This window comes from Paracoccaceae bacterium (assembly GCA_012103375.1).
Taxonomy (GTDB): domain Bacteria; phylum Pseudomonadota; class Alphaproteobacteria; order Rhodobacterales; family Rhodobacteraceae; genus WLWX01.
This window is the reverse complement of record WLWX01000001.1, coordinates 2,275,479-2,297,054: the sequence shown is the minus strand read 5'-3', so window position 1 is coordinate 2,297,054 and position 21,576 is coordinate 2,275,479. Positions and strand designations below refer to the sequence as shown.

The following is a 21,576-nucleotide window of genomic DNA, read 5'->3' as shown; positions in this document are numbered from 1 at the left end:
GCCCGGACGGGCTGGCGAGTGCACGGCGGCTGCGCCTTGATTCCGTGCACATGACTGTAAATCACAACTGTAGTTATATTCCGTCTAATCAGTTGTGCGCTCAGCCCTATTCACACAAATACTCCACAACTTTCGCCGCAAACCTCTGCCCCGCTTCGAATTCAGCGACCTCGATGAACTCATCCGCCTGATGCGCCTGGGCGATGTCGCCGGGGCCACAGACCACGGCGGAATACCCGCGTTCCTGAAATTGCCCGGCCTCGGTCCCATAGCTGACCACATGCGTCCCGTTATCCCCGGTCAGACGCCGCGCAAGGCGTTCGGCAGCCCCGTCATCCTCGGGCACGAGGGCCGGGATCTGAAAGCGTTTCCTCGCCGTGATCGACGCCTCCGGGCGGACCGCTTTCATGCCTGCCTCCACCTCGGCGACCTTGTCGAGCAATGCGGCTTTCCAAGCCTCAAGATCCTCGCCCGGCACACAGCGGAAATCGAACCCGAAATGGCAATCGCCAGCGGTGATGTTATGCGCGGTGCCGCCGGAAATCTGGCCGGTGTGCAGCGTGGTCCAGGGTGGGTCGAATATTGCATCCATGGGCGCCGCTGTCTTGGCCCGGTTCGCCGCGTTTTGCTGGTTGCCCCAATCAATGATCTTGGCGGCCTCCATGATCGCGTTGACGCCTGTGTTCATAAGCGACGAATGCACTTCGAACCCTTTGATATGCACCAGAAACCCGGCCCCACCCTTGTGGCCAGTGACGACCTGCATGGTCGAAGGCTCACCAATAATGGCGCATTCGGCACGCGGCAGGTGCTTGACCATCTCGTCGATCATCGGCGGCGCGCCGGTGCAGCCGACCTCCTCATCATAGCTGAGTGCGATCTGAAGCGGGCGCTTCACGCCGCGTTCCAGTGCCAGCGGCACAGCGGCCAGTGCGATGGCATCGAAGCCCTTCATGTCACAGGTGCCGCGACCATAAAGCTTGCCGTCTTTTTCAGTCACAACAAAGGGATCGGTGCTCCAATCCTGCCCGTCGACAGGCACAACATCAGTATGGCCGGAAAAGACGACCCCCCCGTCAACCACCGGCCCGACATTGGCATAAAGCGCCGCTTTGGTGCCTTCCGGATTATACACCCGCGTCGCCTGGACCCCGAATCCCATCAGGTACGATTCCACCCAGTCGATCAGATCCAGGTTGCTGTCGCGGCTGACCGTCGGAAAACTCACCAGTTTTTCGAGAATCTCGCGCGCAGATAGTTGCTGACCCATCGGTCCCCCTGCCAATTTAATTGCGCGAAACCTGAGCCTTCGGACCGATATGGTCAAGGCCGTGCAAATCACGCTCAAGTTTCGTCACGTCAACGAGTTAGATGTTGCCGGAACTTTTTAATTTGCTACGGTGCCTGCCAACCGAAGCCGCAGACGCATCGGAAAAAGACAATAATCGCCTGGGGAGGCACCCGTATGCCCGATGGGGCAACGCCCGTTCTGGACGTTCACAATTTGAAAACCGTGTTCCGCACCCGCGGGGGTGAGGTTCATGCCGTAAACTCGGTCAGTTTCGAACTCAGCCCCGGAGAATTGCTGGGCGTCGTCGGCGAAAGCGGGTCGGGAAAATCCGTCACCATGATGTCGCTGATCGGCCTGCTGCCCTCGCCCCCGGCCGAGGTGCGCAATGGCACCGTGACGTTCAACGGTCAGGATCTGCTGAAAACGGACGCCGAGACGTTGCGCGACATCCGTGGCGGCGATATCGGCTTCATCTTTCAGGACCCGATGACCAGCCTCAACCCGGTCTTCACCGTCGGTTTCCAGATCATGGAGCCGCTGAAAAAGCACATGGGCCTGAAGAAGGCAGCGGCGCGCAAACGGGCGGCCGAATTGCTGGACCTGGTCGGCATCCCGGATGCGACACGCCGCCTGAAGGATTATCCGCACCAGTTTTCCGGCGGCATGCGTCAGCGGGTAATGATTGCCATCGCGCTGGCCTGCGACCCCAAAGTGCTGATCGCGGATGAGCCGACGACCGCGCTGGACGTGACCATTCAGGCGCAGATCCTCGAACTGGTGAAAGAGCTTCGCCAGAAACTTGGCATGGCGATCGTCTGGATCACCCATGATCTGGGCGTGATCGCGGGCATCGCTGACCGCGTGTTGGTGATGTACGGCGGTCAGGTGGTCGAACACGCCCCGGTGAAAGAGCTGTTTGGCAATCCGCAACACCCCTACACCCGAATGCTGCTGGAAACCGTGCCAAGCGTGCGCGGCGAACGCGCCAGCCGCCTTCAGGTCATCCAGGGCCAGCCGCCGATCCTTGGCGCCGCGCCCGTGGCCTGCCCCTTCCGCGACCGCTGCCCGCAACGGTTCGACCGTTGCAACAGCGAAAATCCGCTGCGACGCGATGTTGGTCAGCGCCACGATGTCGCCTGTCACTGGGATTTCTCGACAGGAGCACCGCTGAATGCTTGACGCCGTGCCCGCCCGCAAACTGGTCGAGGTTGATAACCTCAAAATGCATTTCCCGATCCATGGCGGGATTTTGCGGCGGCAGGTCGGGGCGGTCAAAGCGGTCGACGGGGTGACCTTCGACATATTCGAGGGCGAAACGCTGGGCCTTGTGGGCGAATCCGGCTGCGGCAAGTCGACCTGCGGGCGCGCGATCCTGCGCCTTTATGAACTGACCGATGGGGTGGTGAAGATCGACGGCGCAAATATCGCCGACGCGTCGAACGAAGAACTGCGCCGCCTGCGTCCGACCATGCAGATGGTGTTCCAGGACCCGCAAGCCAGCCTCAACCCGCGCATGACCGTGGCCGCCATCATTGGTGAGCCGCTGATGGAGCATTCGGGCAAGTCCAAGGCGGATCGACTGGAACGTGTCTATGACCTGATGGACGCTGTCGGATTGAACCGTGATTTCGCCGACCGCTATCCGCATGAGTTTTCCGGTGGTCAGCGTCAGCGCATCGGGATCGCCCGCGCGCTGGCCCTGAACCCCAAGTTCATCGTCTGCGACGAACCGATTGCGGCACTCGACGTGTCCATTCAAGCGCAAGTGGTGAACCTGCTGGAGGACTTGCAGGAAAAACTGGGCCTGACCTATCTGTTCATCAGCCACGACCTGTCGATGGTGCGCCATATCGCCGACCGTGTGGCGGTGATGTACCTGGGCAAAGTGGTCGAGCTTGCGCCGCGTGACGCGCTCTACTCCGACCCCCTGCACCCCTATACCGAGGCGCTGCTGTCCGCCGTCCCCGAACCCGATCCCAGCCTTGAGGCGAAGGTTGAGCGGATTATTCTGCAAGGCGACGTGCCCAGCCCGGCAAACCCGCCAAAAGGCTGCAATTTTTCGACGCGATGCCCCAAGGTCATGGACATCTGCCGCCAGATCGACCCCGATTTTCGCGAAATCCATCCGGGCCGCTATGCGGCATGCCATCTGTACAACCAGACAACCAACAAGACCGCCCCCGAAACGGCGGCTGCGACTGAGGCAACCCAGAGCGACCAACTAGGAGAACCAAAATGAAACTCAAATATGCCCTTCTGGGCGCAGCCGCGATGACCGCCATCGCACCTGCTGCGTTCGCGGCGTCCCACGCGGGCGAACGCGGACGTGACGGTGAGTTGAAGATTATCTACTGGCAAGCGCCGTCAATCATGAACCCGTATCTGTCGGGCGGCACCAAAGAGCTGGAAGCAGCCTCGCTGGTGATTGAGCCTTTGGCGCGCTACGACCAAGACGGCAATATCGTGCCATGGCTGGTCGACGAAGTGCCAACCGTCGCAAACGGTGGCGTATCGGAAGACCTGAAAACCATCACCTGGAAGCTGAGCGAAGGCCTGTTGTGGTCTGACGGCACTGCGGTCACTTCGGCTGATGTCAAATTCAGCTGGGAATACTGCACCACCGAGGGTGGCGGCTGCGCGCAGTCTGAAAAATACCTCGACGTTGTGTCGGTTGACACGCCGGACGATCTGACCGCTGTGGTGACCTTCGGCATCGCCAAGCCGTTCCCATACGGTCCGTTCGTCGGTGCCCAGGCCCCGATCATTCAGGCGGCGCAGTTTGCCGATTGCCTGGGTGCCAAAGCGCCGGAATGCACCGAGGAGAACTTCAATCCGATCGGCACCGGTCCTTTCACCGTGACCGAATTCCGTCCCAATGACGTGATCACGCTGGCCGCGAATGAAAACTACCGCGATCCCAGCAAGCCGGCATTTGCGACGGTGACCTTCAAAGGGGGTGGCGACGCTGCTGCTGCTGGTCGTGCGGTTCTGGAAACTGGCGAGTTTGACTATGCCTGGAACCTGCAGCTTGCACCGGAAGTTCTGACCCAGATGGAAGCTGCCGGTAAGGGCAAGAACATCGTCTCGTTCGGCACCTCGGTTGAACGGATCATGGTCAACCTGACGGACGTGAACCCGGATCTGGGTGATGAGCGTGGCACTGCCGCACATCCGCATCCATTCCTGACCGACAAGAGCGTCCGCCAGGCACTGTCGATGGCAATCGACCGTGAGTTGCTGGTCGAGGTTGGTTATGGTGACTTTGGCCGACTAACCTGTAACGTTCTGCCAGCCCCGGCTGTCTTTGCCTCTGCTGCCAACGATGCCTGCCTCACTCAGGACATCGAAGGTGCCAAGGCATTGCTGGAAAGCAATGGCTGGGTCGCAGGTTCTGACGGGATCCGCGAAAAAGACGGCGTTCGTCTGTCGGTCCTGTACCAGACGTCGACCAATGCCGTGCGCCAGGATTTCCAGGCGCTGATCAAGCAGTGGTGGAGCGAGATCGGTGTTGAAACCGAATTGCGCAACATCGACGCATCGGTGTTCTTCGGCTCGGACCCCGGTTCGCCGGATACGTTCCAGAAGTTCTTTGCCGACATCGAAATGTACACCAACAACTTCGATGGCACGGATCCAGAGGCCTATATGGCCAACTGGTCCTGTGATCAGGCACCACGGCCGGAAACCCAGTGGCAGGGCAACAACATGCCGCGCTTCTGTTCGGCCGAATATGACGCCCTGGTTGCCGAGATGGCGACCACCGGCGACATCGCAGAACGGGCACGCCTGGCAAAAGCAATGAACGACATGCTGATGCAGGAATACGTGATTATTCCGCTGGTGCACCGTGGTCGTAACGCCGCCCACGGAAACACCCTTGGCGGCGTCATCATGAACGTCTGGGATTCCGAGATCTGGAACGCTGCCGATTGGCACCGGGTCGAAATGTAATCCGATAAACTGAACCTCTGCGGCCCCTGCCATTCCCGGCGGGGGCCGCTTCCCTGAAACCGGACCATAAACGAGGCGTCGATGCTGAATTTCACGATCAGACGACTTCTGCTTTCTGTCCCGGTGCTGATTTTCATCTCGCTGGTCATCTTCATGCTGCTGGAACTGGCCCCCGGTGACCCGATGGCCAACGTCCCGCTGACCGTACCGCCCGAAGTGAAAGAGCGGATGCGCGAGGCGCTTGGCCTGGGCGAACCCTGGCACATCCGCTTCGTGAAATGGATGATCCAGTTTTTCTGGGTCGAGCCGCAGAACCTGATCGACCACATGTTCGGCACGACCTTCGCCGAGGGCAAGCTGCGTGTGATCAGCTGGCAGACCCGCAGCCCGGTGATGGACATCGTCGTGCAGCGCATTCCCCAGACGCTGTGGGTTGTCGGCATGTCCTATGTGATCGGGGTTCTTATTGCGCTGCCGATCGGCGTCATCTCGGCCTACAAGCAATATTCGATCTTCGACCAGATCGGCACCTTCGTCAGCATGATCGGCTTTTCGGTCCCGACCTTCTTTACTGGCGTGCTGCTGATCGTCATATTCTCGGTCAATCTGGGCTGGTTCCCGTCGATCTATGACACGACGCATGTGGTCAACGACTGGGGCAGCTTCGTGTTCCAGATGAAGCAGATGATCATGCCGGTCTTGGTGCTGGCGCTGTTCAACGCCGCACAAATCAGCCGTTTCATGCGCGCCAGCATGCTGGACAACCTCAACCAGGATTATGTGCGCACCGCGCGCGCCAAGGGCATGACCGAAAAGGTCGTGGTGCTGATGCATGTGCTCAGAAACTCGATGATCCCGGTCGTCACCGTCATCGCGCTGGGCGTGCCGCAGGTCTTCGGCGGGGCCATCATTACCGAGCAGGTGTTCAAGGTGAACGGCCTTGGCCAACTGCTGATCACCGCCATTCAGGCCAACGACCTGCCGATGGTGCAAACACTGACCTTCATCTTCGCCGTGCTGATCGTACTGTTCAATCTGATTGCCGATGTCCTCTACGGCGTTCTCGACCCGAGGATCCGCTATGACTGATCCGGCCATCGACATCCCCCCCACCACGCCCGAAACACTGGCCGAGGCCCCGGTCCAGGCCCGCCGAACGGCCCGCAACCAATGGTGGGACGTCTGGGATCAATTCCGCACACATCGCGGCGCTCTGCTGGGCCTCGCCTGCTTTCTGCTGATTGTCGCACTTGTGGTGCTGGGGCCGTTCCTGTGGTCGCTGGATGCGACATTCATCGACATTCGCGCCAAGAACACACGCCACATTGTCGCCTGTTTTGGCCAGGATTGGAGTGCGATCCTGAGCTGTTTTGCGAACCCGTCCGAGGCTGAGGGGCTCAAGGTCAGCTGGGCACATCCACTGGGCACCGATCAACTGGGCCGCGATATCCTGGCGCGCATGATCTCTGGCGGGCAGGTCAGTCTGGCGGTGGGGATGACGGCCATGGCGCTGGCGCTGATCGTGGGCACCGGAATCGGTGTCATGGCGGGATACTTCAAACGCCTCGACGGGCTGCTGATGCGGTTCACCGACCTGTTCCTGGCCCTGCCGCTGCTGCCGCTGCTGCTGGTCATCATCATGCTGTTTCGCGACCCGCTGCGCGCCGCCTTTGGCCCGGCCGAGGGGATATTCATCCTGATCGTCTTCGTCATCGGCATCACCAGCTGGATGCAAACCGCCCGCATCGTGCGCGGCGACGTGCTGGCGCTGAAAGAGCGCGAGTTCGTTTTGGCCGCCCGCTCCATCGGCACCCCAAGCCGCCGCATGGTGACCCGCCACATCCTGCCCAACGTGATGAGCCCGATCATGGTCTCGGCCACCCTCGGGATCGCCAACGCGATCATCACCGAAAGCGCGCTCAGTTTCCTTGGCCTTGGTTTCCCAAGCGATTTCCCGACCTGGGGTCGCCTGCTGTTCGACGGCACCGACTACCTACAGCAGTATCCCGAACGTGTCGTCTGGCCGGGCGTGTTCATCTCGCTCGCCGTGCTCAGCGTGAATTACATCGGCGACGGATTGCGCGACGCGCTGGATCCCAGGATCCGGGGGCGGTAACGCGCAAGCGTCCAGCCGGGGATCTGACCGCCTGAATACTCCGCACCAGTTGGGAAGTGGCACGCCACGAAAGACCGACACCCCACCCCGTGCACGGAATCAGAACTGCAACCGCATTCCCCCTTGCCGCCCCTTGCCCGCGCGCATATCCCAACCTCATGACCCAACATGACCGCCTGCTTATCATCGACTTCGGCAGCCAGGTAACGCAGCTGATCGCGCGCCGCCTGCGAGAGTTGAATGTCTATTGCGAAATCCATCCCTACCAGGCTGTGACCGACGCCTTCCTGTCTGACTTCGCGCCCAAGGCCGTTATCCTGTCAGGCGGTCCGTGCAGCGTGATTGACGAAGGCTCCCCGCGTCCACCCGAAAGCGTCTTCGCCCTTGGCGTTCCGGTCCTTGGCATATGCTATGGCCAGCAGGTGATGATGCAGATGCTGGGCGGCCAGGTCGAACGCGGCGCCGGAACTGCCGAGTTTGGCCGCGCCTATGTCGCGCCCTCGGTCAACCACCTGGGCCTTCTGGAAGGTTGGTTCGCCGACGACACCGACCGCGAACAAGTCTGGATGAGCCACGGCGACCACGTCTCAAAAATCGCCCCGGGGTTCGAGGTTTTCGCCACCTCCCCCAACGCGCCCTATGCTGTCGTCGCCGACCCAGCCCGCAATTTCTTTGCTGTCCAGTTCCACCCCGAGGTGCACCACACCCCGAACGGTGCGAAACTCTATGAGAATTTCATCCGCCTTGCAGGCTTCACCGGCGACTGGACCATGGGCGCCTACCGGGCCGAGGCTATCGCGAAAATCCGCGAACAGGTCGGTGACGCCAAGGTGATCTGCGGGCTGTCGGGCGGTGTGGATTCCTCGGTCGCCGCCGTCCTGATCCACGAAGCCATCGGCGATCAGTTGACCTGCGTGTTCGTTGACCACGGGCTGCTCAGACAGGGTGAGGTGGACGAGGTCGTCGGCATGTTCCGCGACACCTACAACATCCCGTTGATCCACGCGGACGAGCAGGAGTTGTTTCTGTCAGAACTCGACGGCCAATCCGACCCCGAAACCAAACGCAAGATCATTGGCCGCCTGTTCATCGACGTGTTCCAGAAACACGCAGGCGAAGTGGGCGGCGCAAAGTTCCTCGCCCAGGGCACGCTCTACCCCGACGTGATCGAAAGCGTCAGCTTTTCCGGCGGGCCATCCGTCACGATCAAAAGCCACCACAACGTCGGCGGCCTGCCCGAAAAGATGGGTCTGAAGCTGGTCGAACCCCTGCGAGAGCTGTTCAAGGACGAGGTGCGCGCCCTGGGCCGCGAACTGGGCCTGCCCGCCAGCTTTATCGGCCGCCACCCTTTCCCCGGCCCCGGCCTTGCCATCCGCTGCCCCGGAGAGATCACGCGCGAGAAACTCAACATCCTGCGCCGCGCCGATGCCGTCTATATCGACCAGATCCGCAAACACGGTCTATATGACGAGATCTGGCAAGCCTTCGTCGCCATCCTGCCGGTCCGCACCGTTGGCGTCATGGGCGACGGGCGCACCTATGATTTCGCCTGCGCCCTGCGCGCCGTCACCTCGGTCGACGGGATGACGGCGGATGTCTATCCGTTCACGCACGACTTCCTGATGGAAACCTCAACCCGCATCGTGGCCGAGGTTCCGGGCATCAACCGCGTGACCTATGACATCACGTCAAAACCGCCGGGCACGATCGAATGGGAATGACGCGCGCGGATGCCCACTGACCAAAACCCCGTTCGGGCGGCGTTCTGGATGATCGGGGCGATTGTCTCGTTTTCGTCCATGGCCGTCGCCGGGCGGGCGATTGCGCCGGAACTCGATACGTTCGAGCTGATGATGTACCGATCCTTCATCGGGCTGGCGATCGTGCTTGCGGTGGGCGGCTGGGTCGGGACGCTAGGGCAGATTTCGACCCGGCATTTCGGGCTTCACCTGATCCGCAACATCGGCCATTTCACAGGCCAGAACCTGTGGTTCTTTGCGATCACACTTATCCCGCTGGCGCAGGTTTTTGCGCTGGAATTCACCGGCCCGCTTTGGGCAACGCTTCTGGCCGTGTTCATTCTGGGCGAGCGGATCACCGGCTTTCGCGCCGCCACTCTGATTGCCGGATTTGTCGGTATTCTGATCGTGACCCGTCCCTGGATTAACCCCATCGGCTGGGGTGTCATCGCCGGCGCGCTGGCCGCGGTGGGTTTCGCGATCTCTATGGTGCTTACCCGGCTGCTGGCGCGCAGCATCAGCATCACCACGATCCTGTTCTGGCTGACCGCAATGCAGGCCACCTTTGGCGTGATCACGGCAGGCTTTGATGGCGATATTGCCTGGCCATCGGCCCTGATATGGCCCTGGGTGGTGCTGGTCGCGCTTGGCGGATTGCTGGCGCATTTCTGCCTGACGCGCGCCCTGTCACTGGCCCCTGCCGCCGTTGTCATGCCGGTCGATTTCGCCCGCTTGCCGGTCATCGCGCTGATCGGCGTGTGGCTTTACAACGAATCGCTCGACCCGATGGTGCTAATTGGCGCGGCCATCATATTCGGCGCGAACTACCTAAATATCTGGCGCGAGGCCCGATCTGTGCCAAATAAGTGACGGTCCGGCCCCGATCTGCCCCCGTGACGTGAAGGTTACATTTGTGCAAGTCGCGCAGCGCCGTAACCTGATGTCTTAAACGAGCGGTTTCACAGGATATCGAGTAATGAACATGTTCAGAACTGCAGCGACAGTGTTTGTTGCAACTGCAACCGTTGCCAATGCGGGCGGATTGGACCGCAGCGGGCAAAGCCTGGCGGTGCTGTTCGAACAGGGTCGATATGCGAAACTTTCGTTCGGCGGTGTTGACCCGAACGTCTCGGGCGTTGCCGGTCCGCTGCTTGGGCCGGGTGCCGGGTTTGAATCCGGTTCAGTCTCACCCCATTTTGCGAATTTCGGCGCTGCCTATAAGGCGGACCTGAACGAAACGCTGTCCTATGCGCTGATCTATGATCAGCCTTTCGGCGCAGCGGTGGATTATTCAGATGCCTCGCCCTTCTATTTTGCGGCCGACGCCGTGGCCGAGTTTTCGTCGCAGGCCCTGACCGGGGTGCTGCAATACAATCTGCCATCCAACATCAGCGTCTTCGGCGGCCTGCGCCTGCAAGAGGTCGAGGCAACGGCCAACATTCCGTTTATAGACCCGGTGTTCGGTTATGATGTCGTCGGCTCACCGGACTGGGGCGTCGGTTATGTCGTCGGCGCGGCCTATGAAAAGCCCGAGATCGCGCTGCGTGTCGCGCTGACCTATAATTCCGAGGTCGAGCATTCGCTGGACACGGTCGAAATGTCGCCGCTTGATGCCGGGGCGCCGCGGTCGTCGCAGACCGAAATCATCACGCCACGCTCGCTAAAGCGTTTCGACATTAACCTGAGACATATCCGGCGGCCTTAAAGTAGTTCCAGCATTCTACTGGGTCGTAGAGATCGCAGATTGCTCCGATTGCTTCGAAGACCTGGGTAAAGGACCTGGCCCCGATCCGTCGCAAATGGGCTTTCAGTTTAGAGAAGGCCTGCTCGATGGGATTCAGGTCGGGCGAGTACGGTGGCAGGTAAAGGAACCAGCAGCCGTGATTGCGTAAAGCCTGCGTCGCCTCCTTATTCCGGTGGGTTGCCAGGTTGTCGAGAATGACGACAGTGCCGGGGTTGATCTCGGGGACCAGCACTTCGCGGATGTAGGCCGCGAAGGCGGGGCCATCTATCGCTCCCTTGATGACCCAAGGTGCGATCAGCGCGCCTTGGGTCAGGCCCGCGATCAAGGTTTGGGTTCCCCAGCTTCCGAAGGGCGCATCCATCGTCAGGCGCTTACCGCGCTTGGCTCTGCCGCGTAGGCGCGTGAGGTTTGTCTTCACTGCGGTTTCGTCAATAAAGACAACGCGCTCAGGAAAGGTCGCAATGGCTGGCGAGCGGTATCTGAACCAGTCGGCCCGTTGCTGCCTTACCTTGGCGCGGCGGCGCTCGGTTGCGACCAGCGACTTTTTTTGTACGTGAAGCCGAGCCGGGACAGAAGGTTGGCGATGGAGGAGTGATGCACCCGCACACCCTCTGCATCGGCCAGCGCATTACGCAACTCAAAGAGCGTGATGTCAGGGTCTTGTGCGATCAACTCCTCAAAGAATTCCCGATGCGGAGCCAGCTTTCCCTTGCCGCGCGGCGGTCCCTGCCGGGCAGGTTCCGCATGACCCTTCATCCTCACCTGACGCGCCCACCGCGCGCCTGTGGCAGGCGACAGCTTCAACCGCAACGCCGCCGCGCGCCCGCTCAACCCTTCTTCAATGTATCTCTGAAACCGTATCCGAAGCGCAGATGGCAAAGGTGCTGACATGATCCATCCTCCCAAACAGGATGAATCACAGATCAGGTCTCAAGGGAATCCCTCGCGATTCAGGTTCAAGCCGAAACGCTTTAGCGCTTCGGCCAATGCCGAGGGCGGCAATGTCGCCAGCGCCGCAGGTGCGGCTGCCAACGCCGCCGACGCCGCAGTCAGTGACGCGCAGGCACTTGTGGGCGAAACCATTGCGACGGCGGATGCCGCTGTTGCAGGCACCATCCGCTCGGTGAGCGCCGCACCAAACGGCATGATTGATGTGCGCCTCAGCGTGAACGGCGGGCTGGGCGTTGACCCGCGCACCGTGACCCTGCGGATGTCGGCGGATGCCGCGGCCTCAGGCTCAATCACGCTGCCGATGACGGCGGCGGAATTCGTCTCGCGACTGGAAGCCTCGGCCGGCTGACGCCACCGCAGTAGTCGTGACGCCGCGCGCCCCACCCCCAGGGGCGCGCGGAACCTGTATGTTCGCCTGGTACGCAGGCAGGTGCCTGCGGCAATGGCACCCTTTTCCAGCGCGACGCCTTCGCCTAGAAGACGCACGACGGGCGGGGGGACGCGATGCAGGAACCAGAAATCACTGACGAGCTGATTGCCGCACATGGGCTGAAGCACGACGAATACGCCGAGATCATTCGGCTGCTGAACCGGGAACCGACGTTCACGGAGCTCGGCATTTTTTCGGCCATGTGGAACGAGCATTGTTCCTATAAATCCTCGAAAAAATGGCTGCGAACGCTGCCGACCGAAGGGCCGCAGGTGATTTGCGGACCCGGCGAAAACGCCGGCGTCGTCGACATCGGAGACGGGCAAGCCGTTGTTTTCAAAATGGAAAGCCACAACCACCCGAGCTATATCGAACCCTATCAGGGCGCGGCCACAGGTGTTGGCGGCATTCTGCGCGATGTCTTCACGATGGGCGCGCGCCCCATTGCGGCGATCAACTCGCTGTCGTTCGGGCGGCCCGAGCATCCCAAGACCCGGTCTCTGGTGGCGGGTGTCGTGGAAGGCGTCGGCGGGTATGGCAATGCCTTCGGGGTGCCGACGGTTGGCGGAGAGGTTCGGTTTGATGCCTCTTATGACGGCAATTGTCTGGTCAACGCCTTTGCCGCCGGATTGGCCGATGCAGATGCGATCTTCTATTCCGCCGCTTCTGGCGTGGGCCGTCCCGTCGTCTATCTGGGCGCAAAGACAGGGCGCGACGGGGTCGGCGGTGCCACAATGGCCAGTGCGGAATTCGACGACACCATCGAGGACAAGCGCCCAACCGTTCAGGTCGGCGACCCGTTCACCGAAAAGCGCCTGCTGGAGGCTTGTCTGGAGCTGATGCAGACCGGCGCGGTCGTTTCAATTCAGGACATGGGGGCGGCGGGGCTGACCTGTTCTGCGGTCGAAATGGGCGACAAGGGCGGCTTGGGCGTGCGGCTGACCCTCGACGCGGTGCCGGTGCGTGAAGAGAATATGACCGCCTATGAAATGATGCTGTCGGAATCCCAGGAACGGATGCTGATGGTGCTGGACCCCGACAAGGAAGACATCGCGCGGGCAGTGTTCGACAAATGGGACCTCGATTTCGCGGTCGTTGGCGAAACCATTGCCGAGGATCGCTTTCTGATCGTCCACGGCGACACCGTCATGGCCGATCTGCCGCTGTCAAAACTCGCCTCGACCGCGCCGGAATATGACCGCAAATGGGTCGAAACCCCGGCCCCGGCAGCGTTGGGGGATGTGCCCGCGATTGACCCGGTTGATGCGCTGCGCACGCTGGTCGGATCGCCGAATTACGCCGCCAAGCAGTGGGTCTGGGACCAATACGACAGTCAGGTGATGGCCGACACGCTGCGCACCCCCGGTCAGGGCGCCGGGATCGTGCGGGTGCATGGCACCGACAAGGCGCTGGCCTTCACCTCGGACGTGACGCCGCGCTATGTGGTGGCGAATCCCGAGGTTGGCGGCGCGCAGGCCGTGGTCGAGGCTTATCGCAACCTCTCAGCAGTGGGTGCCAAGCCTCTGGCATCGACGGATAATCTGAACTTCGGAAATCCGGAAAAACCACAGATCATGGGCCAGTTGGTCGGCGCGATCAAAGGCATCGGTGCGGGTTGCGCGGCGCTGGATATGCCGATCGTGTCGGGCAATGTCAGCCTTTATAACGAAACCGACGGCACCGGCATTCTGCCGACCCCGACGATCGGGGCCGTGGGCCTGATCGGGGCTGGTGAAGCGCCGATTGGCGGCACGGCGCAGGCCGGGCAGATGGTGCTGCTGGTTGGAGAAACCGTCGGCCACCTGGGCTGTTCCGCACTGCTGGCCGAAGCCTGGGGGCGGCGCGACGGTGCGCCACCGCCGGTTGATCTGACGGCCGAGCGACGCAACGGAGAGTTTGTGCGCAACAATCGAGGCTGGATTGGCGGCGCGACCGACCTGTCCGATGGCGGATTGGCATTGGCCGCTTTCGAAATGGCCGAAGCCTCAGGGATCGGCGTCGCCCTGGACGCCGCCGACATCCCGACCTTGTTTGGCGAAGATCAGGCGCGTTACCTGCTGGCCTGTGATTTCGACGCGGCCGAGGCGCTGATGGCGGCTGCCGCGCAGGCCAGGGTGCCGATCGCTTGCGTTGGCAGGTTCGGCGGTGACGCCGTCACCTTTGGACGCAGCAGCGCGCCGCTGTCCGAACTGGCGGCCCTGTACCGAAGCGCGTTTGCCGACGCTGTGGCCTGATGCTGCGGCACGCAACCTCGGGCGACATCCCTGCCCTGATGGAATTGCAGAGTGCGCCGGGCATGCTGGACGGTTTCAACCCCGTCAGCGCCGACAGCTATGACAAGATGATCGCCCATGCGGAACGCGCCCTGTTGGTCTGGGACATCGGCGGCGCCATCTGCGGCATGGCGATGCTGGCATTGGAAACGCGCCGCCACTTCTTTGCCGAGTTGCGCAAATTCGGAACCTTCCCCACCGGCCAGGGCCTGGGATCGGCGTTCGCACAGTCCGTTCTTGACGAGATGTTCAACAAATTCGGGATGTTCCGGGTCGAAACTGAAGTCTACTCCGGCAACGCGCGCGCAATTGCGTTTTACCGCCGACTTGGCTTCGTCGAAGAAGGCTGCCTGCGTCAGGCCGTGCGCAGCCATGCGGGCGAACGGGTCGATCTGATCCGAATGGCCTGCCTGTTCAGCGAACGGAACCTTGCCGAAGACGGCCAACGCCCCTAAATCTGAACCATTGAGGAGACCCGCCCATGGCCATGGCCGCCCGCGATATCGAAGACCTGCTGCGCGAAACCTTCCCGGACGCACAGATCACCATCACCGACCTGGCGGGTGACGGCAACCACTATGCCGCCGAGGTGGTCGACGAAAGCTTTCGCGGCCAGAACCGGGTCCAGCAACAGCGCGCCGTCTATGCCGCGATGAAAGGCAAGATGGATGGCTCCAACGGAGAGCTTCACGCGCTGGCGCTGACAACAAAGGTGCCTGAGTGATCTGGGGGTTATTGATACTCTCTCGACTAGGGGGCAGCGATAAGCGGGGATGATTGACGATCTGCCAACCTCGGCGCTGCTGCGATTGTGGAACCTTTTCGGGCATGCAATCGAAACGCTGCGAATTGTGTTTTGCACATCGCCGCAATTGTTGAAATACGGACCCAGATACTGGCGGATTGAACGCTCAATGCGCCGCCGCGACTGGAAACGGAGACAGACATGACAACCGAAGCACAGATCAAAGAGACCGTGACCAGCAACGACGTTGTGTTGTTCATGAAGGGCACCAAGGAAATGCCGCAATGCGGGTTCTCGTCCCGCGTGGCGGGTGTTCTGAACTACATGGACGTTCAGTTTGCCGATGTGAATGTTCTGGCGGATGAGGCGTTGCGCCAGGGCATCAAGGATTATTCAGACTGGCCCACCGTCCCACAGCTTTACGTCAAGGGCGAATTCATCGGCGGCTGCGACATCATCACCGAGATGACCCTGTCGGGTGAACTGGACCAGATGTTCGACGACAAGGGTGTCGCCTATAACAAGGACGCCGCCGACAAGATCCGCGAAAGCAACAGCTGAGCGTCACCCCGTACCAGCACAACAAAGCGTCGCAACCAATCCGGGCCGGTCGTCGTCTCAGCTGCGCTTTTGCCCGTCTTTTCGCCGAAAATACTCCGGGGTGGTCTGGAGGGGCTGGCCCCTCCAGCTATCGCTCGCAGCCACGTACCGCGCGATTTTACATCGCGCGCGCCGACCGTTTTCGACGTGAAATGCAGCGTCCGCGTTACACAGGGATCGGAAGCAGCCTTCCTGAAGGTTGCTATTGTGCGGCGCGTGCCTCGATCGCTTCGGCAAGCTCTTCGGTCCGCGCCGCAATCTGCGACAGGCCAGAGACGACTTCGGGCGGCACCACGGGCACTTCCACTTGTTCGGGCTCTTGCTCGGCCAGGCCGCGCAGGTTTTCAAGCTCGGCCTCCTGCTCGCCCAGGCGCGCTTCGGCCTGGCGCAGCTGTTCGTCCATGCCGGCGGTTTTGTCAGCCAGCATCAGCCCGGCCATCAGCAACATGCGGCTTTCAGGCATCCGGCCGATCTGGCTGGCCAGAACCGAGGCTTCGCCGTCCAGCAACTGGGCGGCGGATTCCAGATAGTGTTCTTCACCTTCCTGGCAGGCGACTTCGAATTCGCGGCCGCCGATGATGATCTGAATTTCGGGCATCAGGCGGTATCTCCGATCAGGGATGAAAGTTCTTCCATGACCGCGTCCATTTCGGCGCGGTCTGCTTCGCGGGCTTTCTTAAGCTCGGCAATCTCGGCGTCGCGCGCCTCCAGCGCGGCCCGCAGTTCGGCATCGTCGTCTGCTGACCCGGCGCCGTCGCTCAGCCGGCCGATCTGCGCATCACGCGCTCCGATCACCGCGCGCAGGCGTTCCTGTTCGCCGTCCAGCGCAATAAGCGCTTCCCGCATCTGACCGCTTTCACGTTCATGCGCTGCCAGTTTGCCCTTCAGTTCGCCAAGTTCATCGCTGCGTTCCGAACTTTCGGTCCGAAGATGCTCTAACTCGGCCTCACGAGATGCAAGAATTGTCTGCAATTCCCCGCCCTTACCATCCTTATCTTCGATCTCTGCGGTAAGGCGCGACAATTCCCCGTCGCGTGTGGCCAGACGTTCGGTCAACGATACAACGCTGGCTTCGCGGGATTCGAGGTCTTGGGCCATGCGGACCATTTTCTCTTCGCGCGCCTGGATTTCATCATGCGCCTGGATCAGCTTTTCATCGCGCGTGTCGATGCGCTTTTGCAGCTTGGCCAGCTGATTGTCGCGGTTGTCGATCTCGGCGCGAAGCTCTCCGGCGATGTTTTCCTGCTGCTGAAGCTCTTTCTGCATGGTCACGAGTTCTTCACGCAGCGCGCCGGACCCGGCATCCTGTTGCGCCGCCGAATCGCGCAGCGCCGACATGTCGCCTTTCACGGCATCAATCGCATCTTCCCGCTTGGCGATGACGCCTTTCAGGCGCTCCACCTCGGTATCGAACATCTTTTTCTGACGTTCCAATTCTTCCTGCAGGTCATCGACACGGCTGTCTTGCGACCCGCGCATGTCACGCAGGCGGTTCTCAAGCTCTTCCTTGGCGGCGCGTTCACCTTCCAGCGCCGCCTCCAGCTGACGCATGGCAGAACCATCGACTGTGTGAAGTCCTTGCTTGATCCGGTCCAGTGCCGCCGTGATGCGGCCCTCGAGCGCCAGGATATCGTCCATCTGTGCTGTCCCCACAATTTTGCCCCCCGCTTTTGCACCGAGTTGCGAATCGTGTGCAACCGGGGTTTTGGCGATTTTATCGCAGTACGCCGGGATTGCAGCCCCTGTTGGCGAACAAAGGCTTATGAGGCGCGCTTGATCTCACCCATTGGCCTGCTATCAAGCCCCAAAAGCCACCCCGACCAAAGGAAGTGCCCCGCAATGGACATAGAGACCCTCAGAAAGACGCACCCGGACCACTGGATGCGCGCAGCGGCGATTCGTGCGCTGACCCTCGACGCGGTCGCGGTCGCGAATTCCGGGCATTCCGGGATGCCGATGGGCATGGCCGATGTGGCTACGGTGCTGTTCGAAAAACATCTGAAATTTGACGCCGCCGGACCGGACTGGCCCGACCGGGATCGGTTTATTCTGAGTGCGGGGCACGGCTCGATGCTGCTCTATTCGCTGCTGCATCTGACGGGCTATGGCGAAATGCCGATCCAGCAGATCCGGGATTTCCGCCAATGGGGCGCGCGCACTGCCGGGCACCCGGAATTTGGCCATGCGTCGGGGATCGAAACCACCACCGGGCCGCTGGGTCAGGGCATCGCGAACGCCGTCGGTTTCGCCATGGCGGAAGAGGTTTTGCGCGCCCGATATGGCAAGAAAGTCGTGGATCACCACACATATTGCATCGCCGGTGATGGCTGCCTGATGGAAGGCATCAGCCACGAGGCCATCGCCCTGGCGGGCATGCAGAAACTGGGCAAGCTGATCGTTCTGTTCGACGACAATGGCATCACGATTGACGGTAACGTCGCACTCTCTGACATCACCGATCAGCAGAAACGTTTTGCCGCCGCGGGCTGGCATGTCGAAGCCTGCGACGGCCACGATCCGGAAGATATCGACCGGGCCATTACCGCGGCCAAGGGTGCTGGAAAACCATCGATGATTGCGTGCAAGACGCATATCGCGCTGGGGTCTGCGGCGCAGGATACCGGCAAGGGCCACGGCGCGCTGACCGACCCCAAGGTCGTGCAGGATACCAAGGACGCCTATGGCTGGACGGCAGGCCCCTACGAGGTGCCGGATGACATCAAATCCTGGTGGGAAACCATCGGCGCGCGCGGTGCCGAGGCACGCGCCGCGTGGCAGGACCGCCACGATGCCCTGTCGCCGGGCCGTCAGCGGGAATTCGCCAGAACCCTGTCGGGGGAAGCGCCAAAGCGCCTGTCGGGCACGATCCGGGCACTGAAAAAGCAGGCCAGTGAGAATCGCCCGAAGGTCGCAACGCGCAAATCCAGCGAAATGGTGCTGGAGGTTGTGAACCCGATCATGCCCGAAACCGTCGGCGGCTCGGCCGATCTGACGGGGTCAAACAATACCAAGACCTCGGATCTGGGCGTGTTTGACCCGAACAACCGCAAGGGGCGCTATCTGCATTACGGTGTGCGCGAACATGGCATGGCAGCAGCGAAGAACGGGATGGCGCTGCACGGCCAGATCCGCGCCTATGGCGGTACGTTCATGTGCTTCACGGATTATGCGCGCGGGGCGATGCGGCTGTCATCGCTGATGGGCGTGCCGGTGGTCTATGTGATGACGCATGATTCCATTGGCCTGGGCGAGGATGGGCCGACGCACCAGCCGGTCGAACATCTGGCAATGCTGCGCGCAACACCGAACATGAACGTCTTCCGCCCCGCCGACACCGTGGAAACGGCCGAGGCATGGGAGCTGGCGCTGACCGCGCAGGACACGCCTTCGGTTCTGGCCCTGTCGCGCCAAAGCCTGCCGACCGTTCGCGTCGCCCACAAGACCCGCAACCTGACGGCGCAGGGCGCCTATGTGCTGGCGGAATCCGAAGGCAAGCGGCAGGCCATTCTGATGGCGACCGGGTCCGAGGTTTCGGTCGCGCTGGAGGCGCGGGACATGTTGCAGGCACAAGGCATCGGCACCCGCGTCGTGTCTGTTCCCTGCATGGAGCTGTTCGCCCAGCAGGATGAGACCATTCGCCGCCGGGTTCTGCCCGCAGGCGCTGTGCGGGTCGCGATCGAGGCTGGCGTTCAGCAAGGCTGGGATCGCTGGCTGCTGGGTGAGCGCGGGCGCGAGGCCAAGGCCGGTTTTGTCGGGATGGAAGGCTTCGGCGCTTCGGCCCCGTCAGACGTGCTGTTCGAGAAGTTCGGGATCACCGCCGAAGCGGTAACGCAGAAGGTGACCGGGTTGCTGTAAGCCCCGGTCACGCCAGGGTTTTCTGTGATCCAGAAGGCCGCGCCGGTTTCATCGCGGCGCGGCCTTTCGCGTTTTGGCAGCTCAGTTGCCGAAAGTCGCTCGGGTGCGGTACTTGCGCACCAGCTTGCGTTTCAGTTGCAGCGCCACCATGCGCGGCAAGCCAGTGCCGTTGGTATAGGCAACGCCGGGGCGCGGCGGGGCCTTGTCGATGCTGCCGGCGTCGACCAACGCATCGCAGTCGTCCAGAAAGCCCTCGTATTCATCGGGCGTGCAATGGGGCTTGGTCAGGTAACAGCCGTCGTGCACATCAGAGTAGCATTCGATCTGCGTCCCGCCGCTAGGGACGGCGGTGGCGGGCCCGGCCAGCGTGGCACCAAGGCCGAGGCAAAGAATGGCGGTAAGCGGTTTCATCTGAAGTCCTCCGGTTCGCATTGTGGCAATGGGGTCTTGCAATCGTTGGTCGCGCGGCGCGGCGCGACGGTTCAATCAGCGCAACTGCCACCTGCCCCCGCCCTGCGCGGCCAGCACCAGCAGGCCGCCGGAAATGGCCCAGTTCTTGACGAAGATCGTCATCTGCCAGGGATCGTCCGGAATGAAATGAAACAGGCTGGTCACTGCGCAGTAAGCCGCCAGCGCGGCGGCGGGTCTGAGGGCGACACCCAGGATCAACGCCAGCGCGCCCGCCGCGTTGAAAAGTAGCGCGGGCCAGATCAGCCAGACGGGCCAGCCCTGCATCGCCAGCAAGTCCTGTGCCGGGATGGGGTCGAGCGCTTTCTGCACCGCCCCACCGATAAACAGGGCGGCCAACAGAAAACGCCCCACGAAGGTGATGAAATCGGTCATGGGAACGGATTTAGCCCGCTGCGCTGAAAAGAACAGCGGATTGCGCGGGGGGGTGCACGGGGGGTTCGCAGGGGCAAGGCGCAGGCCCGCACCCCGGCGGGCTTGCGCGAATGTGTCGTTCTCTGTCGGTTCTACCTTTGGGTTTTGAAATGCCCCTTGCGCATCATGAACTGTTTGACCTTGGCAAATTTGCTGCGCTGGTCAGGCGACAATCCGCGCGGGGTGCTAAGCCCGAAGCCTTTGACGGCGGCGGATTTCGCCTCTTCCGCCTCGGCGTCGCAGCCATCGAGGAACGCCTCATATGTTTCCTGGGAGCACGGCGGTTCGCCGTCCTGCGCGTTGAAGCAGCCTTCGTGAACGACGACATAGCATTCGAACTGGGAATCAGGTGCTGCGCGGGTCGGTGCGGTTGCCAAGACGGTCAGGCCAAGGGTTAAGGCGGTGGTCAGAGACAGAAGTTTCATGGGAACGGTCCTTTTCAATCAATCGTTACAGGCACTCTCAGTATGAAATTGGTCGCGTCGGCCGCCCGCTGCGTTCAATCTGACACTGGCCCCATGATGCTGGGGGGCGGATTTTCGCCCGCCCCCGACCCCGCCCTTACTTCGCGTGCTTCTTCAGCAGGAAGTTCTTGGTGGCGACAATGCGCTTTGTTGCCGGTGTGCGCCCACCGGGCATCGCCTTGGCGTCGATGCCACGGCCTGTGTTTTCCACACCGGGGTTGTCGCACCATGCGAGGAAGTCATTGTATTCCTCGGGCGTGCAATTGGGTTCCTGAAGGTAACACTGATCGTGAATGTCGGCGTAACAGCCGAATGTGTCGAAGGCCGCAGCCTGAGTTGGCGCAAGCTGCGATGCCACAAGACCGATTGCTGATACTGCGGGGAGGGTAAACGTCTTCACTGGTAAGTCTCCTTGACTGGTTAAGGCGCCCGCAAAGCTGCGTGCGTGACTGCTTGTCGTGATGACGGTGCGAATGGTTCAAAACTTTCGTTTCGTCCGCTGGCGCAGGCCCGGCGGTCATGGCAAACTTGCCCG

Annotated in this window: 22 protein-coding genes; 14 read left to right on the top strand and 8 right to left on the bottom strand. The window is 61.6% G+C overall.

The annotated features are described in order from the left end of the window. Positions 1 to 106 precede the first annotated feature (106 nt). Positions 107 to 1,270 (bottom strand): acetylornithine deacetylase, encoded by a 1,164-nt coding sequence (argE, locus tag GKR99_11700; GenBank protein ID NKB28175.1) that lies wholly within the window; start codon positions 1,268 to 1,270, stop codon positions 107 to 109. A 195-nt stretch (positions 1,271 to 1,465) separates the two neighbouring features. Between argE and GKR99_11695 the strand changes: the two genes are divergently transcribed. The 8 genes from GKR99_11695 (at position 1,466) to GKR99_11660 (ending at position 10,802) form a co-directional block, all read left to right on the top strand. Continuing rightward, a complete protein-coding gene (locus tag GKR99_11695) occupies positions 1,466 to 2,470 on the top strand; it encodes an ATP-binding cassette domain-containing protein (GenBank protein NKB28174.1) in 1,005 nt (334 codons plus the stop codon). Beyond that, entirely contained in the window at positions 2,463 to 3,530 is a 1,068-nt protein-coding gene (locus GKR99_11690) for an ATP-binding cassette domain-containing protein (GenBank protein ID NKB28173.1), read from the top strand. Before GKR99_11695 ends, GKR99_11690 begins: the two co-directional genes overlap by 8 nt. After that, positions 3,527 to 5,242 carry a peptide ABC transporter substrate-binding protein gene (locus GKR99_11685; protein ID NKB28172.1) on the top strand — a complete coding sequence of 572 codons (1,716 nt, stop codon included), beginning with the start codon at positions 3,527 to 3,529 and terminating at the stop codon, positions 5,240 to 5,242. Before GKR99_11690 ends, GKR99_11685 begins: the two co-directional genes overlap by 4 nt. 81 nt (positions 5,243 to 5,323) lie before the next feature. Then, entirely contained in the window at positions 5,324 to 6,331 is a 1,008-nt protein-coding gene (locus GKR99_11680; protein NKB28171.1) for an ABC transporter permease subunit, read from the top strand. Beyond that, positions 6,324 to 7,358 (top strand): ABC transporter permease subunit, encoded by a 1,035-nt coding sequence (locus tag GKR99_11675; GenBank protein NKB28170.1) that lies wholly within the window; start codon positions 6,324 to 6,326, stop codon positions 7,356 to 7,358. The genes GKR99_11680 and GKR99_11675 overlap by 8 nt, the downstream gene beginning before the upstream one ends. Before the next feature lie 158 nt (positions 7,359 to 7,516). Beyond that, entirely contained in the window at positions 7,517 to 9,079 is a 1,563-nt protein-coding gene (gene guaA, locus GKR99_11670; GenBank protein ID NKB28169.1) for a glutamine-hydrolyzing GMP synthase, read from the top strand. Positions 9,080 to 9,088: 9 nt separating this feature from the next. Continuing rightward, positions 9,089 to 9,967, top strand: coding sequence for an EamA family transporter (locus tag GKR99_11665; GenBank protein NKB28168.1), 879 nt, complete (start codon positions 9,089 to 9,091; stop codon positions 9,965 to 9,967). A gap of 106 nt (positions 9,968 to 10,073) precedes the next feature. Continuing rightward, positions 10,074 to 10,802: a hypothetical protein gene (locus GKR99_11660; protein ID NKB28167.1), complete on the top strand. Its 729-nt coding sequence runs from the start codon at positions 10,074 to 10,076 to the stop codon at positions 10,800 to 10,802. Here the strand turns inward: GKR99_11660 and GKR99_11655 are convergent. Next, positions 10,774 to 11,732 (bottom strand): IS630 family transposase gene (locus GKR99_11655; GenBank protein NKB28166.1). Its coding sequence is split into 2 segments (ribosomal slippage): positions 10,774 to 11,388 and positions 11,391 to 11,732, totalling 957 coding nucleotides; the frame shifts between segments, so codons are not numbered across the junction. The two genes, GKR99_11660 and GKR99_11655, sit on opposite strands and share 29 nt — an antisense overlap. Between GKR99_11655 and GKR99_11650 the strand changes: the two genes are divergently transcribed. The 5 genes from GKR99_11650 (at position 11,731) to grxD (ending at position 15,801) form a co-directional block, all read left to right on the top strand. Beyond that, the gene (locus tag GKR99_11650) at positions 11,731 to 12,141 is read left to right on the top strand and encodes a hypothetical protein (GenBank protein ID NKB28165.1); all 411 of its coding nucleotides are present in this window, start codon (positions 11,731 to 11,733) and stop codon (positions 12,139 to 12,141) included. The genes GKR99_11655 and GKR99_11650 overlap by 2 nt on opposite strands. A gap of 155 nt (positions 12,142 to 12,296) precedes the next feature. Continuing rightward, positions 12,297 to 14,456 carry a phosphoribosylformylglycinamidine synthase subunit PurL gene (gene purL, locus GKR99_11645; protein ID NKB28164.1) on the top strand — a complete coding sequence of 720 codons (2,160 nt, stop codon included), beginning with the start codon at positions 12,297 to 12,299 and terminating at the stop codon, positions 14,454 to 14,456. Continuing rightward, positions 14,456 to 14,950, top strand: coding sequence for a GNAT family N-acetyltransferase (locus GKR99_11640; protein NKB28163.1), 495 nt, complete (start codon positions 14,456 to 14,458; stop codon positions 14,948 to 14,950). Before purL ends, GKR99_11640 begins: the two co-directional genes overlap by 1 nt. 26 nt (positions 14,951 to 14,976) lie before the next feature. Then, positions 14,977 to 15,219 carry a BolA/IbaG family iron-sulfur metabolism protein gene (locus GKR99_11635; GenBank protein ID NKB28162.1) on the top strand — a complete coding sequence of 81 codons (243 nt, stop codon included), beginning with the start codon at positions 14,977 to 14,979 and terminating at the stop codon, positions 15,217 to 15,219. A 222-nt stretch (positions 15,220 to 15,441) separates the two neighbouring features. Beyond that, positions 15,442 to 15,801 carry a Grx4 family monothiol glutaredoxin gene (gene grxD / locus GKR99_11630; GenBank protein NKB28161.1) on the top strand — a complete coding sequence of 120 codons (360 nt, stop codon included), beginning with the start codon at positions 15,442 to 15,444 and terminating at the stop codon, positions 15,799 to 15,801. Between the two features lie 241 nt (positions 15,802 to 16,042). Here grxD and zapA read toward each other — a convergent pair whose 3' ends face one another. Both zapA and GKR99_11620 read right to left on the bottom strand, forming a co-directional pair. After that, positions 16,043 to 16,438 (bottom strand): cell division protein ZapA, encoded by a 396-nt coding sequence (gene zapA, locus GKR99_11625; GenBank protein ID NKB28160.1) that lies wholly within the window; start codon positions 16,436 to 16,438, stop codon positions 16,043 to 16,045. Continuing rightward, positions 16,438 to 17,478 carry a hypothetical protein gene (locus GKR99_11620; GenBank protein ID NKB28159.1) on the bottom strand — a complete coding sequence of 347 codons (1,041 nt, stop codon included), beginning with the start codon at positions 17,476 to 17,478 and terminating at the stop codon, positions 16,438 to 16,440. The genes zapA and GKR99_11620 overlap by 1 nt, the downstream gene beginning before the upstream one ends. Before the next feature lie 201 nt (positions 17,479 to 17,679). Between GKR99_11620 and tkt the strand changes: the two genes are divergently transcribed. Next, positions 17,680 to 19,695, top strand: a complete 2,016-nt coding sequence (gene tkt / locus GKR99_11615; GenBank protein NKB28158.1) for a transketolase — start codon at positions 17,680 to 17,682, stop codon at positions 19,693 to 19,695. A gap of 81 nt (positions 19,696 to 19,776) precedes the next feature. Here tkt and GKR99_11610 read toward each other — a convergent pair whose 3' ends face one another. The 4 genes from GKR99_11610 to GKR99_11595 form a co-directional block, all read right to left on the bottom strand. After that, positions 19,777 to 20,106 (bottom strand): hypothetical protein, encoded by a 330-nt coding sequence (locus tag GKR99_11610; GenBank protein ID NKB28157.1) that lies wholly within the window; start codon positions 20,104 to 20,106, stop codon positions 19,777 to 19,779. Positions 20,107 to 20,181: 75 nt separating this feature from the next. Then, the gene (locus GKR99_11605; GenBank protein NKB28156.1) at positions 20,182 to 20,538 is read right to left on the bottom strand and encodes a DoxX family membrane protein; all 357 of its coding nucleotides are present in this window, start codon (positions 20,536 to 20,538) and stop codon (positions 20,182 to 20,184) included. Between the two features lie 131 nt (positions 20,539 to 20,669). Then, entirely contained in the window at positions 20,670 to 21,002 is a 333-nt protein-coding gene (locus GKR99_11600; protein NKB28155.1) for a hypothetical protein, read from the bottom strand. Between the two features lie 136 nt (positions 21,003 to 21,138). Then, positions 21,139 to 21,441 (bottom strand): hypothetical protein, encoded by a 303-nt coding sequence (locus tag GKR99_11595; GenBank protein NKB28154.1) that lies wholly within the window; start codon positions 21,439 to 21,441, stop codon positions 21,139 to 21,141. Positions 21,442 to 21,576 lie beyond the last annotated feature (135 nt).